The 16385-nt window shown below is 68.7% G+C and carries 11 protein-coding genes and 1 pseudogene; 5 read left to right on the forward strand and 7 right to left on the reverse strand.

Translation table 11 applies throughout. The annotated features are described in order from the left end of the window. The first annotated feature begins 257 nt into the window (after window positions 1-257). From ACG0Z3_RS08530 to ACG0Z3_RS08540, 3 genes and pseudogenes are all read left to right on the forward strand, one after another. Window positions 258-527 (forward strand): transposase, encoded by a 270-nt coding sequence (locus ACG0Z3_RS08530; RefSeq protein ID WP_394396857.1) that lies wholly within the window; start codon window positions 258-260, stop codon window positions 525-527. Window positions 528-587: 60 nt separating this feature from the next. Continuing rightward, on the forward strand, window positions 588-815 hold the full coding sequence (locus ACG0Z3_RS08535) for a hypothetical protein (protein ID WP_394396858.1): 228 nt from the start codon (window positions 588-590) through the stop codon (window positions 813-815). A gap of 91 nt (window positions 816-906) precedes the next feature. Next, window positions 907-1596 (forward strand): annotated as a pseudogene (locus ACG0Z3_RS08540) (transposase); the annotation flags it as partial. Window positions 1597-2104: 508 nt separating this feature from the next. Here the strand turns inward: ACG0Z3_RS08540 and tkt are convergent. From tkt to ACG0Z3_RS08575, 7 genes are all read right to left on the reverse strand, one after another. Then, window positions 2105-4093, reverse strand: a complete 1989-nt coding sequence (gene tkt / locus ACG0Z3_RS08545) for a transketolase (RefSeq protein ID WP_394396859.1) — start codon at window positions 4091-4093, stop codon at window positions 2105-2107. Window positions 4094-4098: 5 nt separating this feature from the next. After that, on the reverse strand, window positions 4099-5046 hold the full coding sequence (gene tal / locus ACG0Z3_RS08550; RefSeq protein WP_394396860.1) for a transaldolase: 948 nt from the start codon (window positions 5044-5046) through the stop codon (window positions 4099-4101). A 64-nt stretch (window positions 5047-5110) separates the two neighbouring features. Continuing rightward, the gene (gene xylB, locus ACG0Z3_RS08555; RefSeq protein WP_394396861.1) at window positions 5111-6577 is read right to left on the reverse strand and encodes a xylulokinase; all 1467 of its coding nucleotides are present in this window, start codon (window positions 6575-6577) and stop codon (window positions 5111-5113) included. Window positions 6578-6591: 14 nt separating this feature from the next. After that, on the reverse strand, window positions 6592-7908 hold the full coding sequence (gene xylA, locus ACG0Z3_RS08560; RefSeq protein ID WP_394396862.1) for a xylose isomerase: 1317 nt from the start codon (window positions 7906-7908) through the stop codon (window positions 6592-6594). A gap of 47 nt (window positions 7909-7955) precedes the next feature. Further along, window positions 7956-9506, reverse strand: a complete 1551-nt coding sequence (locus tag ACG0Z3_RS08565; RefSeq protein WP_394396863.1) for an MFS transporter — start codon at window positions 9504-9506, stop codon at window positions 7956-7958. A gap of 161 nt (window positions 9507-9667) precedes the next feature. Then, a complete protein-coding gene (locus ACG0Z3_RS08570; RefSeq protein WP_394396864.1) occupies window positions 9668-11320 on the reverse strand; it encodes a glycoside hydrolase family 43 protein in 1653 nt (550 codons plus the stop codon). Window positions 11321-11322: 2 nt separating this feature from the next. Beyond that, a complete protein-coding gene (locus ACG0Z3_RS08575; protein WP_394396865.1) occupies window positions 11323-12852 on the reverse strand; it encodes an MFS transporter in 1530 nt (509 codons plus the stop codon). 235 nt (window positions 12853-13087) lie between these two features. Here ACG0Z3_RS08575 and ACG0Z3_RS08580 point away from each other — a divergent pair, with 235 nt between their 5' ends. Continuing rightward, window positions 13088-15199 (forward strand): alpha-glucuronidase family glycosyl hydrolase, encoded by a 2112-nt coding sequence (locus tag ACG0Z3_RS08580; protein WP_394396866.1) that lies wholly within the window; start codon window positions 13088-13090, stop codon window positions 15197-15199. Between the two features lie 92 nt (window positions 15200-15291). Continuing rightward, window positions 15292-16380, forward strand: a complete 1089-nt coding sequence (locus tag ACG0Z3_RS08585) for a LacI family DNA-binding transcriptional regulator (RefSeq protein ID WP_394396867.1) — start codon at window positions 15292-15294, stop codon at window positions 16378-16380. The last annotated feature ends 5 nt before the right edge of the window (window positions 16381-16385 follow it).

Consider the following 16385-nt stretch of genomic DNA (forward strand, 5'->3'; position numbering starts at 1 on the left):
CAGCGGCCTGATGGGTGCCAATGCCGACCCATCGCGTCAGCCGCTGCTCCGCACCTCATAACCGCGCCCTGCTCGCCGGGCTCACCCCGCCAGTGAGTTGCGTGGAAATGTATTTTGCAGGTCTGACTATTTAGTCGGCCCTGAGGAACCTCTCCAACCCGCATGAACACTGGCGTTGCGGGCGATTGCCGATGGTGGAGATTGCAGGATTGCGGCCCAATGGATATCGATTCCTTGCAAACTGAATCGAGGTTGGGATGGGCCCGAAGCCGGTGGAAGAGCGCAGCGACCACGACCTGTTCCGCACGGAGTTGGTCAACCTGATCGACCAGCGGCACGAGCTGGCCAGGCTGGCCGATCTGATCGACTGGCCTGCGTTTGCCCAGCAATGGGGCGCGCAGTTCGAGTCCACGACCGGCCGCCCGGCGCTGCCGACGCGGCTGATGGCCGCGCTGCTGCACCTCAAGCACGTTTACGCGCTCAGCGACGAGGACGTCGTCGAGCGCTGGGTCGAGAACCCGTACTAGCAGCACTTCAGCGGCGAGCGCTACTTCCGCCACGAACTGCCCTGCGACCTGTCCAGCCTCGTGCGCTGGCGCAAGCGCATCGGCGAAGCGGGTTGCGAATGGCTGCTGGCTCACAGCATTGAGGCTGCCCGCCGTGCCGGCGTGATCAAGCGCAGCAGCCTGCAGACGGTGGTGCTGGACACCACCGTGCAACCCAAGGCGATTGCGCACTCGACCAACAGCCGCTTGCTCAACCGCGCCCGCGAGCAGTTGGTAGTCGGCCCTGCAAAACGCCTACAACCCGCATGAACACTAGCGATGCGGGGTGAATGCCGATGGTCAGAACTCCCAGAATCAAATTCAATGGCAATTGATTTCTGGGAGTTCTGGAGGGCAGGCGATGGCGACCGACGACTTCTTCCGCGCACGGCTGGATGGCATGGTGGATCCCCGCCACCCGCTCGCGGTTCTCGGCCGGCGCATGCCCTGGTCGCAGATTGAAGCGTCGCTGGCCCCGCTGTTCGCCCGCAAGGCCCGCATGGGCAAGTCCCGCGAGGACGCAGACATGTTTGGCCCCACGCTAGTGGTGGCCGCCGGCGGCGTGAGCCGCGCGGGCCGCCCGCGCCTGCCGATCCGACTGATGGTCTCGCTGCTGTACCTCAAGCACGCGTTCAACGAGAGTGATGAATCCGTCGTCGAGCGATGGAGCGAGAACGTGGTCTGGCAGCTCTTCAGCGGCATGGAGTACTACCAGAGCAAGCTGCCCTGTGACGCCACGCAGATCGGGCGCTTCCGGCGCGTGCTGGGCGAAGCCGGGGTAGAGCAACTGCTCAAGACGACCATCGAGGCGGCCGTGGCCATGAAGGCCGTCAAGCCCGTCGAGCTGGAGCGAGTGACGGTCGACACCACGGTCCAGGAGAAGGCCATCGCTCACCCGACGGACAGCCGGTTGCTGGAAGTGGCGCGGGCCAAGATTGCCCGCCTGGCCAAGCGGGCGGGCCTGAAGCTCAAGATGACGCACGAGCGCGAGGGCCAGAGCTTGCGACGGCGCGCCGGCGGCTACGCCCATGCCAAGCAGTTCAAGCGGCTGCTAGTCGGTCATGCAAAACACTTGTAACCAGCATGAACACTGGTGATGCGGGGTGAATGCCGATGGTCGGAACTCCCAGAATCAAATTCAATGGCAATTGATTTCTTGGAGTTCTGGAGGACAGGCGATGGCCACCGACGACTTCTTTTGCGCACGGCCGGACGGCATGGTGGATCCCCGTCATCCGCTTGCCGTTATTGCTCGGTGGATGCCCCGGTCGCAGATTGAAGCCTCTCTGGCACGGCTGTTCGCTCGCAAGTCGCGTCTCGGCAGACGCGGACATGTTTGGCCCCACGGTTGTGGTGGACGCGGGCGGCGTCAGTCGCGCGGGCCGGCCGCGCCTGCCGATCCGACTGATGGTCTCGGTGCTGACCGTCGATGACGGCAACCGCCGAGTAATTGATTTCACCGCTGGTCGCCGACTTCAGCTTTGGGCACTTTGCTGCCGTAAAGAGGCCGGTCGCAGCGGTCAGCACCCGCTGCAGAGCAGCCCCCACGATTGCCATCTTCAATGCCCGATGCAGTCCACCCCAGCGTCAACAACTGCCTGCACCGTGATGCCGAAGTGCGCGTACAGCGCCGGTGCCGGCGCGGACTCGCCGAATGTGTCGATGCCTACCACGGCGCCCTCCAGCCCGACGTACTGGCGCCAGGGGGCGGTGACGCCGGCTTCCACGGCCACGCGTGGCACGCCGGTAGGTAGCACGCTGGCACGCCAGGCGGCGTCCTGCTGCTCGAAGGTGAAGCAGGACGGCAGCGAGACAACGCGGGCGTTCACACCTTGGCCGGCCAGCTGCTTGTGCGCCTGCACGGCCAGGTCCAGCTCGGAGCCGGTGGCGATCAGCACGACCTGCAGCGGCGTGTCGGCCGCTTCGTGCACCAGCACGTAGCCGCCGCGGTGAATGGCGGCCAGCGTGGGCTCGTCGCGGTTCTGGTGCGGCAGGTTCTGGCGCGACAGCACCAGCGCCGTCGGCGTGTGGCGGTGGCGCACGGCGGTCTGCCAAGCCACCAGCGTCTCGACGGCATCGCCCGGTCGCCACAGGTCCAGGTTGGGCACCAGGCGCAACGTGGCGACCTGCTCGACCGGTTGGTGCGTGGGTCCGTCTTCGCCCAGGCCGATGGAGTCGTGCGTGAAGACGTAGATCGGATTCGTGCGCATCAGCGCGGCCATGCGGATGGCGTTGCGGGCGTACTCCGAGAACATCAGGAAGGTGCCGCCGAAGGGGCGGTAGCCGCCGTGCAGCGCGATGCCGGTCTGGATGGCCACCATCGCGAACTCGCGCACACCGTAGTGCAGGTAGTTGCCGCCGGCGGCGGCCTTCTCGATGGACGTGCAGCCCTTCCACTGTGTCAGGTTGGACGGTGCCAGGTCGGCCGAGCCGCCCAGCAGTTCAGGCATGCCGGGCGCGAGCGCGTTGATGCTGTTCTGCGAGGCCTTGCGCGAGGCGATCGTCTCGGCCTTGGCGACGGCGGCGGCGAGCTTGGCTGCGGCTTGCTCGTCAAAGCCGGCAGGCAGTTCGCCGCGCACGCGGCGCATGAACTCGGCGGCGAGGGGATGGGCGGCGAGCACCGCCTCCCACTCGTGCTGTGCGGCGGTGCCGCGGTCCCGGGCGTCCAGCGGCGCGCGGGCCTCGGCGGGCACGGCAAAGGGCGGGTGCGGCCAGTTCAGCGCCGCGCGCACGGCCGCCACTTCGGCAGCGCCTAGCGGTGCGCCGTGCACGTCGTGGCCGCCGGCCTTGTTGGGTGAGCCCTTGCCGATGGTGGTCTTCGCGCAGATCAGCGTGGGGCGGCCATCGTCCTGGGTGGCAGTGGCCAGCGCTGCATCGATGGCCGCAAAGTCATGCCCGTCGACGTCACGCAGCACGCGCCAGCCATAGGCCTCAAAACGCGCCGGTGTGTCGTCGCCAAACCAGCCCTTCACGTCGCCGTCGATGGAGATGCCGTTGTCGTCGTAGATGACGACCAGCTTGCCTAGGCCCCAGGTGCCGGCCAGAGAGCAGGCTTCGTGCGAGATGCCTTCCATCAGGCAGCCGTCGCCGACGAAGACGAAGGTGCGGTGGTCCACGAGGGTGTGGCCCGGCGCGTTGAACTCCGCCGCCAGCAGTTGCTCGGCCAGCGCCATGCCCACCGCGTTGGCCAGGCCCTGGCCCAGAGGGCCGGTGGTGGTCTCGACGCCCGGCGTCAGGCCCACCTCGGGGTGGCCCGGCGTCTTGCTGTGCATCTGGCGGAAGGCCTTCAGCTCCTGCATGGGCAGGTCGTAGCCGCTCAGGTGCAGCAGGCCGTACAGCAGCATGGAGCCGTGGCCGTTGGACAGCACGAAGCGGTCGCGACCGGGCCAGGTCGGGTCGGCCGGGTTGTGGCGCAGGTGCTTGCTCCACAGCACGGCGGCGATGTCGGCCATGCCCATGGGCATGCCGGGGTGGCCGGAGTTGGCCTGCTGCACGGCGTCGATGGCGAGCATGCGCAGCGCGTTGGCGGCGAGGGTGAGGTCTTGCATGGCGTTCAGGCTTGATGGGTGCGGATCAGCTGTTCCAGCGTCTCGGTGTCGGTGATGAACTGCGCGATGCCTTCGGTCAGCTTGTCGCGGGCCATCGCGTCGGCGGCGAGCGCGCCGTTGAACTCGGCCTCGGTCATCGCAGCCGGTGCGGGCTCGGTGGTGGGCGCTGGCATCAGGCTGCGCTCGACGGGCGCGTTCGCTTGCTGCAGCTCGGCCAGCAGCGCGGGGCTGATGGTCATCAGGTCGCAGCCGGCCAGCGCCAGGATCTGGCCGCTGTTGCGAAAGCTCGCGGCCATCACCTCGGTCCTGATGCCGTGGCGCTTGTAGTGGCGGTAGATCTCGACGACGGAGCGTACGCCAGGATCGTTGGGGCCGGCCATCGCGGCCTCGTCCCAGCTCTTGCCGGCCGTCTTCTTGAACCAGTCGTAGATGCGGCCGACGAACGGCGAGATCAGCTGCACGCCGGCATCGGCGCAGGCCCTGGCCTGGGCCAGGCAGAACAGCAGCGTCAGGTTGGTGCGGATGCCTTGCTGCTCCAGCTCGCGGGCGGCCTGGATGCCAGCCCACGTGGAAGCCAGCTTGATGAGCACGCGCTCTCGCGACACGCCGGCGGCGGCGTAGAGGTCGATGAGGCGCTTGGCGGTGCCGACCGACGTGGCCGTGTCGTGCGACAGCCGCGGGTCGATCTCGGTGGACACGCGGCCCGGCACGACCTTCAGGATCTCGACGCCGAACGCGACGAGCAGGTGTTCGGCCACGGTGGTGGCGCTTGCGCCGGGGTGCGCGGCGACGGCCTGCTCCAGCAGCGTGTGGTAGCGCGGCTGCTGCACGGCCTTCAGCACGAGGGAGGGGTTGGTCGTCGCGTCCTGCGGCCGGAACTGCGCGAGCTGTTCAAAGTCGCCCGTGTCGGCGACGACGGTGGTGTGTTGGCGGAGGAGATCGAGGCTGTTCATCGGTTGGGCAAAGCGCGGCCCTGCCGCCATGAAGCAGCACAGGCTTGGGTGGTGAAGAGGGGAGTTAGCTGAACTCGCTGCGCAGCGCCGCGTACAGGCGCTGGAAGCGGGCATGGCGGGGCTGCAGGGCAGCCGCCAGCACGGGGTCGGGTTCAGCGATTCGGGCGATGTCGGGCGTGCGGCAGACCTCGTCCACCGAGCCCCCCGTGGCTAGCCAGGCCAGGCGGGCCGCGCCTAAGGCACCACCGGCTTCGGCACCGACGCCATTCACGAGGCGCACGTTCAGCAGCGACGCGAGCAGCTTGGCCCACCATTCGCTGCGGGCACCGCCGCCCACCAGCCACAGCTGCTCGGCATGGCCGCCGCCAGCCTGCAGCGCTTGCCAGCCGTCCAGCAGCGCAAAGCCCACGCCTTCCAACACGGCGTAGCCCATCTCGGCAGCGCCGTGTTCATGCGTGAGGCCGAAGAACACGCCCTGCGCGTTGGCGTTGTTGTGCGGCGTGCGTTCGCCGCTGAGGTAGGGCAGGAAGATGGGCGCCTGCTGGCGCTGCGTGTCGCTCAGCGCGGCGGCCTTGGCGATGAGGTCTGCCTCGCCGCCTGGCATGCCCAGCATCAGCGTGGCCCAGCGCAGCGCGCTCGCGGCGCTGAGGATGACGCTCATCTGGTGCCAGGTGTCGGGCAGCGCATGGCAGAAGGCGTGAACGGCTCGCGCGGGATTGGGGCTGAAGGCCTCGTTGCACAGGAAGATGACGCCCGACGTGCCTAGTGACAGGAAGCCGTCGCCGGGCTTGACGACGCCCATACCGACGGCGCTGGCGGCGTTGTCGCCGCCGCCGCCAGCGACGGGGATGCCTGCGGGCAGGCCCCAGCGCGCGGACAGCTCGGCCTTCAGCGGTGCGCTGGCTTCGCTGCCTTCGACGAGGCGGGGCATGTGTGCTTCGGTCAGGCCGGTCAGCGCCAGCGCGACGGGCGACCATCGGCGCTGGGCGACGTCCAGCCACAGCGTGCCGGCGGCGTCACTCATCTCGCTCACCGCTTCGCCGGTCAGCTGCAGGCGCAGCCAGTCCTTGGGCAGCAGCACCTTGGCTACGCGGCCAAAGAGTTCGGGTTCGTGCTGGCGCATCCATGCCAGCTTGGGCGCGGTGAAGCCCGGCATCGCGAGGTTGCCGGTGATGGCTGGCAGCTCGGGGCAGGCGGCCATCATCTGCTCGCACTGCGGGCCGCTGCGGCCGTCGTTCCACAGGATGGCCGGGCGCAGCACGGTGTCGGCTGCGTCCAGCGTCACGGCGCCGTGCATTTGGCCCGACAGGCCGATGCCGCGCACCTGCGCGAGCGCAGCGCCGTGGTCGGCTTGGAGTCTGACCATGCCGGCATCGAGCGCGGCCCACCAGTCGGCGGGGTTCTGCTCACTCCACAGCGGCTGGGGCCGCTGCACGGTGAGCGCTACGCCGGTGGTGGCGACGATGGTGTGCTGCTCGTCGAGCAGCAGCAGCTTGATCTCGGAAGTGCCGAGGTCGATGCCGAGGAACATGGCCAGGGACCCGATCAGACGAAGTTGTTGACGATGTTTTCCAAGCGCTCTTGACGACCGGAACGCGGGGCAGGCGAGATGCTCTGGGCGTGCACCAGCGAAGCCAGATCGTCCAGCGAAGCACCGCCGGTGATCTTCTTGCCCAGGTCACCTTCCCAGCCCGCATAGCGGTCTGCCACGGCCTTCTCCAGCTGGCCGCTCTCGTACAGCGCGGCGGCGGCCAGGAAGGCGCGGGCCATCGTGTCCATGCCGCCGATGTGACCTTCCAGCTGGTCGATGGGGTCGATGGATTGGCGGCGCACCTTGGCGTCGAAGTTGGTGCCGCCCGTCGTGTAGCCGCCGGCACGGATCATCTCCAGCATGGCCGGCACAAGTTGCACATGGTTGTTGGGGAACTGGTCGGTGTCCCAGCCCAGCTGCTCGTCGCCGCGGTTGGCGTCGAGAGACCCGAAGATGCCCAGGGCGCAGGCGGTGGCCACTTCATGCTCGAAGCTGTGGCCGGCGAGCGTCGCGTGGTTGACCTCGATGTTGACCTTGACCTCATTCTCCAGGCCGTAGGTCTTCAGGAAGCCGTAGACCGTGGCGCTGTCGTAGTCGTACTGGTGCTTAGTGGGTTCCTGCGGCTTGGGCTCGATGAGGATGGTGCCCTTGAAGCCGATCTTGTGCTTGTGCTCGACGACCGAGCTCAGGAAACGGCCGTAGTTGGCAAGCTCGCGCTTGAGGTCGGTGTTCAGCAGGGTCTCGTAGCCTTCACGGCCGCCCCACAGCACGTAGTTCTGGCCGCCCAGGCGGTTCGTCCACTCCATGACGTGCTTCACTTGAGCTGCGGCGTAGGCGTAGACGGTGGGGTCGGGGTTGGTGGCGGCGCCGCTCATGAAGCGGCCATGAGAGAACAGGTTGGCCGTGCCCCACAGCAGGCCGACCTTGCTGTCCTGCATCTTCTTGGCTGCGGCTTCGAGCAGGCCGTCGAGGATGCGGTTGGACTCGGCCAGCGTCGCGCCCTCGGGGGCGACGTCGCGGTCATGGAAGCACCAGTAGGGCAGGCCCAGCTTGCCGAAGAAGTCGAACGCAGCGTCCAGCTTCATGTAGGCGGCCTTGACCGGATCGGCCTCGTTGAACCAGCTGCGCTGGAACACGGTGTTGCCCAGACCGAAGACGTCCTCGCCCTTCCAGCAGAAGTTGTGCCAGTAGCAGACGGCCGGGCGCAGATGCTCGGCCAGCGTCTTGCCGAGCACGACGCGCTTGGCGTCGTACCAGCGGTAGGCCAGCGGGTTGGTGGACGAGGGGCCTTCGTACTGGACGACGGGGAGATCGGAATAGGCGGTGCTCATGGCGGGTCCTTACTGCGGGAAAGGGATGGGTGGATTGATCGGGTTGGTCAGGCGGTGACGGGCACGGCGCCATTGCCTTCGTTGGCGTCGTCGCCGTCCACGCCAGCCTTGCGGCGGCGCTGGGCGAGCTCGTCAGACATCCTCAGCGTGGTCTGCTTGTCGAGCTTGTTGAGCAGCAGGCAGACCGTGCAGGCGGCAAACAGCGCGCCGACGACGAGGCTGGACGCAACGCGGTAGCCCTCGACGGCGTTGGGAGCCGTGGGGGCCTGGGTGTCGTAGCCGAAGAGGCCGGCCAGCAGCCACAGGAAGCTGGCCGAGCCCAGCGCCAGGCCGGCCTTCAGCGCGAAGCCGATGGTGGCGAACACCATGCCGGTGAAGCGGCGGCCGGTCTGCCATTCGGAGTAGTCGGCCGCGTCGGCGTACATGGACCACATGACGGCCACGGTGGGCGCGTAGACGATGGCGCTGAGGATGTGCAGGCCCAGCATGGCCCACACGGCGTCCGGCGGCAGCAGGTACATCGCGCAGGCTGTCAGCGTGCAAAGGCCGAAGCACCACACGCCAATGGCGCGCCGGCCGAAGCGCGCCGACAGGCCCATGGACGCCATGATGACGACGATGGTGGTCGCCGTGCCGGCCATGTTGATGATGCTGTTGAACACGTCAGCGACGTTGGAGCTGGCGAGTTGGTCGCGGGTGCCGTGCACGATGTAGCCCAGCGAGTCGGCCAGGCTGCCGGTGCCGCCCGCGTCGGGCGTGGTCAGGCCCAGCGCCGCGACGAAGTCGAACATCGCGGCCTTGTCGGCGTAGTGGTGGTAGTAGTTGTAGTGCGCGCCGCCGCGCAGCGACAGCATGCCGAACTGGAACACCGTGTAGGCCACCAGCGCGATCCACGGACCATTCTTCAGCAGGTCCAGGAAATCCTGCTTGGGCGAGGTGTGGCTCTCGACGATGGGCCGCACGCGCTCCCGCGTCGTGAAGAAAGTGACCAGGAACAGCACCAGGCAGGCCACGGCCCAGATGCTCATGGTGACCTGCCAGCCATGCGCGCGGTCGGCGCCTTGCGCGAACTTGGCCACCAGCGGCAGCGTGAGACCGCCCACGGCGAATTGCGCGACGTTGACCGAAACGAAGCGGAAGGAGTTCAGCTTGGTGCGCTCGTTGAGGTCGGCCGTCATGACGCCGCTCATGGCCGAGTAGGGCATGTTGTTCATGCTGTAGAGCGTCATCAGCAGCGTGTTGGTGATGCCCGCATACGCGATGACCATGCCGGTGCTCCAGCCCCAGGCCGGGTCGGGCGCCGTGTAGGCCAGCACCATGACGACGGCCCAGGGCACGGACGTCCACAGCACCCAGGGGCGGAACTTGCCCCAGCGCGTGTTGGTGCGGTCGGCAAGCACGCCCATTACCGGGTCGAACACGGCGTCCCACAGCCGCGGCCACAGCAGGATGGCGGCGGCCGTGTTGGCGGACAGGCCGAACACGTCCGTGTAGAAGTTCAGCTGGAACAGGATCATCGACATGAAAACCAGATTCGCCGCGGCATCGCCGCAGCTGTATCCGGCCTTCTCGATGAAGGACAAGGGCTGGCTTTTCATGTGTCTCCTCTGGTGTTTTTTTGGAGGCGGTCAGTTGCGTTCGGGCCGAGCGCCGGGCCGCTCCCAAGCCGGCCCGTCATGGCGATGTACGTGCGGCTCAACGCCGCACGTATCGCCGTCCCCACGGGGGACCGGCCAAGGTATGCCTTGGACGAGGGGTTTCATGCTTTTTCGTACGAGAGATAGTCGAAGTCGGCGTGCTTGCGCGCGCCGGCCAGGTCCTGGCATGCGATGCCGATGAAGTTGCCGGTGAAGCCGAAGCTGCTGGCGAAGCCGTTGACGAAGCGCGTGGCGTACTCGTCGCTCAGCATGGCCGTGTCCAGAGCCGGGCCCACCGCCTGCCAGGGCGCATCACCCTGACGGAACGAGAACTGGTAGTGGTCGTGGCTGAACGTCACCGCCAGGTCCACCGGGCCGTCGGCCAGCGGCACGGGCGCGGCGGGGGCGCTGATGGCGGCGTCGCGGTTGATGGTCAGGTAGAGCACGCGCTGCGTGTTGTCGGGCTCGCAGGTGATGTGCAGGTAGGCGTGGTTGCGCGTGTTGTAGTACGCCACCAGGCCGGCCATCTGGTGGAAGCTCTCGGGCTGGAAATCGACGCGCGTCTCGACGCGGCAGTTGAAGTGTTGCTGGCGGCGCGCGACCAGGCTCTGGTCGAACAGGCTCATCAGCGACTCGCGTCCCGTCAGGCGCAGGTGGCCGGGGCGGGCGGTGAGGGAGGCCCAGCTTTCGTCGAAGGGCTTGCGCAGCGAGTTCAGGTGGCCGCTGAAGACTGGTGTGTCGAAGTCGTCGCGGGCCGGCTCGGCGGGGAAGGGGTGGGCCGGCAGGCTGGGCAGCTCGACGTTGACGCTCGGTTGTTGCCCATTGCCGCCAACGATCTCCGGCCAGTCTTCCTCGCGCCAGCGGATGCGCTGCAGCGCCGTCTCGCGGCCCAGCGGGCAGTGCAGGCCTTCGTAGCCGTTCTCGGGGCGGTTGGCGGCGGCGTGCGGGCCGCTGCGCTCCAGCGGGCGGCCACACAGGTGGGCCAGGAACCACTCGCCGTCGGCCGTCTCCACCAGGCTGGCGTGGCCGCTGCGCTGCAGGCCGTCCGTCTGCTTCTGCCACGCCGTCAGCAGCGGGTTGCCGGGCAGTGTCTCGTAGGGGCCGTCCAGCTGGCGCGAGCGGGCCAGCGTCACGGCGTGCTCGTAGAAGGTGCCCCCCTCGGCTGTCAGCAGGTAATACCAGCCGTTGCGGCGGTAGATGTGCGGGCCTTCCACGACGCCCAGCTCGGTGCCGCGGTAGATGTTCTTGATCGGGCCCACGAGCTTCTTCTGCGCGTGGTCGTATTCCTGCAGCAGGATGCCGTTGAAGTGGTTCTTGCCGGGCCAGTGCGTCCACTGCTGGTTGACCAGCCACTGCCGGCCGTCGGCGTCGTGGAAGAGGCTGGGGTCGAAGCCCGAGCTGTTCAGGTAGATGGGCTCGCTCCACGGGCCGTCGATGCTGGGCGCGGTGATGAGGTAGTTGTGCGTGTCCTTGAACGCGCCGATGGTGGAGCGCACATCGGTGTAGATGAGCCAGAACTGGCCGCCCGCGTACGTCAGGCAGGGCGCCCAGACGCCGGTGGCGTCCGGGTGGCCGGTCATGTCCAGCTGACTCGTGCGGGTGCAGGCGTAGCTGTGGTGGCGCCAGTTCACCAGGTCTTTGGAGTGGTGGATGCGCACGCCGGGCCACCATTCGAAGGTGGAGGTGGCGATGTAGTAGTCATCGCCGTCCGGGCCCGGAACGCGGCAGATGGAGGGGTCGGCGTGAAAGCCCGGCAGGATGGGATTGGCGATCATCTTCAGGAGGTCAGGGGAAGCAGGGAGACCGGGCGGCGCTGCGGCCGGCCAGCATGGAAAAGTAGGGTGCCGATGACGACGAGGCCCCCGGCAGCGGTGGCGGCCTGGGCGGCGCCGGACAATTTGGCGGCCGCGACGCAGGCGGCCCAGTTCGCGGTGATCAGCCACAGCAGCGCCGTGCCCAGTAGGGCCAGCACCGCACCGGCGGTGAGCAGCGGGCGGTGGCGCCGGGCAAGGTCGGGCCCTGCGCCCAGGTCCACACGCGCGAAGCCACCGCGGAACCACAGCCAGAAGATGGCCAGGCTGGTCAGGTGCATGGCGCCGGCATAGACGAAGGCCCAGTGCTGCGTGCCGGTCCACTGCACGGTCAGCGCCGTCAGCAGCGTGATGAACATGCCGCCGATGCCGCCCGCCGTGGCGCCCAGGCCGATAACGGCGCCGGAGACCTGGGTGGGGAAGAGGTCGGTGGCCGAGGTCAGCAGGTTGGCCGACCAGGCCTGGTGGCAGGCCGTGGCCAGCGTGATCAGCGCCACACAGACGGCGAAGCTGTCGGTGCTGTAGGCGAGGATGCTGGCCGGCATGCAGGCTGCGAACAGGCCCATGGTCGTGAGCCGCGCCCGCCCCACCGGCCAGCCCCGTTGGGACAGGTGGCCCGACAGCCAGCCGCCCAGGATGGAGCCGACGCTGGAGCCCAGGTAGATCAACGCCACGAGGCCGGCGCTCTTCAGCGGGTTCTGGCCGCGCTCGCGTTCGAGATACGACGGCAGCCAGAACAGGAAGAACCACCACACCGGGTCGGTCAGCAGCTTGCCGAGCAGGAAGGGCCAGATCTGGCGGTAGCGCAGCAGCGCCGTCCACGGCAGGCGCAGCGCCTCGGTGGCGGGCGGTTGGCCGGCGCGGATGTGGGCCAACTCGGCCGCCGACACGCCGGCATGCTGCTCCGGCGCCTGGAAGCCGCGCTGCCAGAACACCAGCCACAGCAGGCCGGCCGCGCCGATGGCGATGAAGGCGGCCTGCCAGCCGAAGGTGATGGCCAGCCACACGGTCAGTGGTGACGCGATGATGCCCAACGCCGTGCCGGCGTTGAACAGCCCCGTGGCCAGCGCGCGCTCCTGCTGCGGGAACCACATCGCCACGGCCTTGATGGCGGCCGGGAAGTGCGCTGCCTCGGCCATGCCCAGCAGGAAGCGCACGAGCACCAGGCCCAGCACACCGGCCACCAGGCCATGCGCCGCCGAGGCCAGTGACCACAGGATCAGTGCCACGGCCAGGCTGCGCTTGACGCCGAAGCGGTCGATGGCCGTGCCGATCAGCGGCGGGAAGGCCGCATAGGCGGCCGTGAAGGCGAAGGTGACCCAGCCGTAGTCGGCGTCCGTCAGCCCCAGTCCGCCGGCTTCGAGCGGCTGCTGCAGCCGAGTCTTGAGTACCGACAGCGCGTTGCGGTCGATGTAGTTGATCGTGGTGGCCGCGAACAGCAGCGCGCAGATCCACCAGCGCGTGCGGCCCGGTGCCGCCGTCGTGCCCGCCCTCATCACGCGGCCCACCCGCAGCGATTGGTAGCGCTAGCGATTTGCCGGGTTAACCCGTGTCGCCGGGGCGCCCTGCGGGTTGATCCGGGGGTGGCGTGTTTCAAACGATGTCTCCGAGGGAAGCGCCGCTGCGAATGTGGGGTTGTGGCGGCTTGCGGGTTGCAAATGTAGCGCTACCATTTGGATTCGCGCAAGCCGGAATTTCTCGCGCCCGGCGCGGCGTGTCCTTGGAGACGGGATGAACACCTTTTTTGCAAGACTGGGCGGCCTGCTGTTGGTGACGGCCTTGGCGCTGCTGCCCGGCTGGGCCGCGGCTGAGGATGGCTACGAGCTGTGGCTGCGCTACCGGCCGCTGGTCGCGCCGGCCATGGCGCAATTGCCGGTGCGCAGCATCGTGGTGGCCGCGCCGGACTCACCCACGCTGCGGGCCGCAGTGGCGGAGCTGCAGCGCGGCGTTGCCGGCATGGCCGGGCGGGCGCCGGCGGTGGCAGACGCCCCGGGTCCGGGCGCCTTGGTGCTGGCCACGCCGGCCCGGGCACCGGCCGGCGTGAGCGTCGACTGGGCTGCGCTGGGCGCCGAGGGCTATGCGCTGCGCAGCCTGGTGCTGCAGGGCCGGCGCGTGACGCTGATCGCCGCCAACACCGACCGCGGCCTGCTGTACGGCAGCTTCGCCTGGCTGCGCGCGGCGCAGACCGGCGCGGACCTGTCGCGGCTGGACGAGCGCTCGGCGCCCAAGGTGGGCCTTCGGCTGCTCAACCACTGGGACAACCTGGACCGCCATGTCGAGCGCGGCTATGCCGGCGCGTCGCTGTGGGACTGGTGGCGCCTGCCCGACATCGTCGATGCGCGATACACCGACTACGCCCGCGCCAACGCGTCGCTGGGTATCAATGGTGCCGTGCTGAACAACGTCAACGCCAAGGCGGATTCGCTGACGGCGCCCTACCTCGCCAAGGCGGCGGCGCTGGCGGACGTGTTCCGGCCCTGGGGCGTCAAGGTCTGGCTGTCGGCGCGCTTCTCGGCACCGCGCGAGCTGGGCGGGCTGAAGACCTCGGACCCGCTGGACCCTGCCGTGCGCGCCTGGTGGCAGGCCAAGGCGGCCGAGATCTACCGAGTGATTCCCGACTTCGGCGGCTTCCTCGTCAAGGCCAACTCCGAGGGGCAGCCCGGCCCGCAGGACTACGGCCGCAGCCATGCCGACGGCGCCAACATGCTGGCCGAGGCGCTGGCGCCGCATGGCGGCGTCGTCATGTGGCGTGCCTTCGTCTACGCGCCCGAGGCCAAGGATCGCGCGGCCCAGGCCTTCGACGACTTCAAGCCGCTGGACGGCCAGTTCGCGCCCAACGTCATCGTGCAGGTGAAGAACGGTCCCATCGACTTCCAGCCCCGCGAGCCCTTCCACCCGCTGTTCGGCGCGATGCCCAAGACGCCGCTGGCCCTGGAGCTGCAGATCACCAAGGAGTACCTGGGCTTCTCGAGCCACCTCGTGCACCTGGGCCCGCTGTTTGAGGAAGTGCTGAAGGCCGACACCCATCGAGGCACCACGGTGGCGGGCGCCGTGAAGGCCATCGCGGGCGTGGCCAACATCGGCACTGACCGCAACTGGAGCGGCTCGCAGTTCGACCAGGCCAACTGGTACTCCTTCGGCCGCCTGGCCTGGGACCCCGACCTCGCCGCTGCCGACGTCGCCCGCGAGTGGGCGGCGCAGACCTTCACGGCCCGCCCGGCGGCGCGCGACGCCATCGTGGCGCTGATGGCGGACTCGCGCGAGGCCGTCGTGGACTACATGACGCCGCTGGGCCTGCACCACCTGATGGGCACCGGCCACCACCACGGACCGGCGCCCTGGGTGGACAACCTGGAGCGCGTCGACTGGAACCCGACCTACTTCCACCGCGCCTCGCGCAGCGGCATCGGCTTCGACCGCAGCGCCAGTGGCAGCAAGGCCGTGGCGCAGTACGCGCCGGCGCTTGCGCGGGCCTGGGGCGACCCGCGTAGCACGCCGCCCGAGCTGCTGCTGTGGTTCCACCACCTTCCCTGGGATCACGCCATGCCGTCGGGCCGCACGCTGTGGGCTGAGCTGGTCACCCGCTACGACCGCGGCGTGGCCACGGTGGACAGCATGGCCCGGCGCTGGGCGGCCTTGAACCCCGACATTGACCCGCAGCGCCATGCCGAGGTGACGGCCTACCTGACTGTGCAGGCGCGTGAGGCGCGCTGGTGGCGCGATGCTTGCATCGCCTACTTCCAGTCCGTCTCGGGCCTGCCCCTGCCGGCTGGCACGCGGCCACCCGCACGCAGCCTGGCGGACTACCAGGCGCTGCAGTTTCCCCATGCGCCGGGGCGCTGAGTTCGCGTCACCATGGGCTTGGTAGAGAATCACGCCTTCAGCCGCGCCGCGCTCCAGCGGCGGCCAAGAACAACGATGAGTCGAGGTGCAGAGTGAAGCCAAACGCGCGCCAGGGGCGCAGCACCAAGGTCGCCACCATTGCGGATGTGGCCACCCTGGCCGGCGTGTCACCGATGACGGTGTCGCGAGTGGTCAATGGCGAGCTGAACGTGCGCCCCGGCACCCGCGAAAAGGTGCAGGCGGCCATCACGCAGCTGAACTACGTGCCCAACCAGGCGGCCCGCCGCCTGGCCGGCTCGGAGCCCATCCGCATCGGCATGCTCTACATCGACCCGACGGCCGGCTACCTCAACGAGTTCCTCATCGGCCTGTTGAACAAGGCCAGCCTGCGCCACGTGCAGCTCATCGTGCAGCGCTGCGACGCAGCGCGTGACGGTGAGGAAGCGCCGGTCGCCGAGATGATCGCCAACGGCATCGACGGCCTCATCCTGCCGCCACCGTTCTGCGACTCGCAGCCGCTGCTGCAGCTGGTGGCCCGCACCGACACGCCCGCCGTGGTCGTTTCCGCCGGCCAGCCGCCGGCGGATGTCTGCGCCGTCAGCATCGACGACTACCAGGCCGCCTACGAGATGACGCGCCACCTGCTGAACCTGGGCCACCACCGCCTGGGCTTCATCATCGGCGACCCCTACCAGAGCAGCGCCGCGCGCCGCCTGGCGGGCTTCCACGCCGCGATGGCCGATGCCGGCCTGAACATCGAGGAAGAAGAGGTGGTGGCGCAGGGCATGTTCACCTACCGCTCGGGCCTGGATGCCGCCGAGCAGCTGCTGTCGCAGGAGCGCCGCCCCACGGCCATCTTCGCCAGCAACGACGACATGGCCGCAGCCACCGTTGCGATCGCGCACCGACTGGGCCTGGACGTGCCCAGCGACCTGACCGTCGTCGGCTTCGACGACGCCCCCCTGGCCACGACCATCTGGCCCGAACTCACCACCGTGCGCCAGCCCATCATGGAAATGGCCGGCGCGGCGGTGGACCTGCTGGTGCGCCACATCAAGGCGCGCCGCTCTGGCGAGTCTCTGCCCTGCGAGCATGAGCTCAAGGATTTCGAACTGGTCCGACGCCAGTCCGACGCCGCCCCGCGCCTGCGCCCGCCGCTGCGCCTGGGAGCTGGTGCCTGACCTCG

This window comes from Pelomonas margarita (assembly GCF_043555875.1).
Taxonomy (GTDB): Bacteria; Pseudomonadota; Gammaproteobacteria; order Burkholderiales; family Burkholderiaceae_C; genus Pelomonas; species Pelomonas margarita.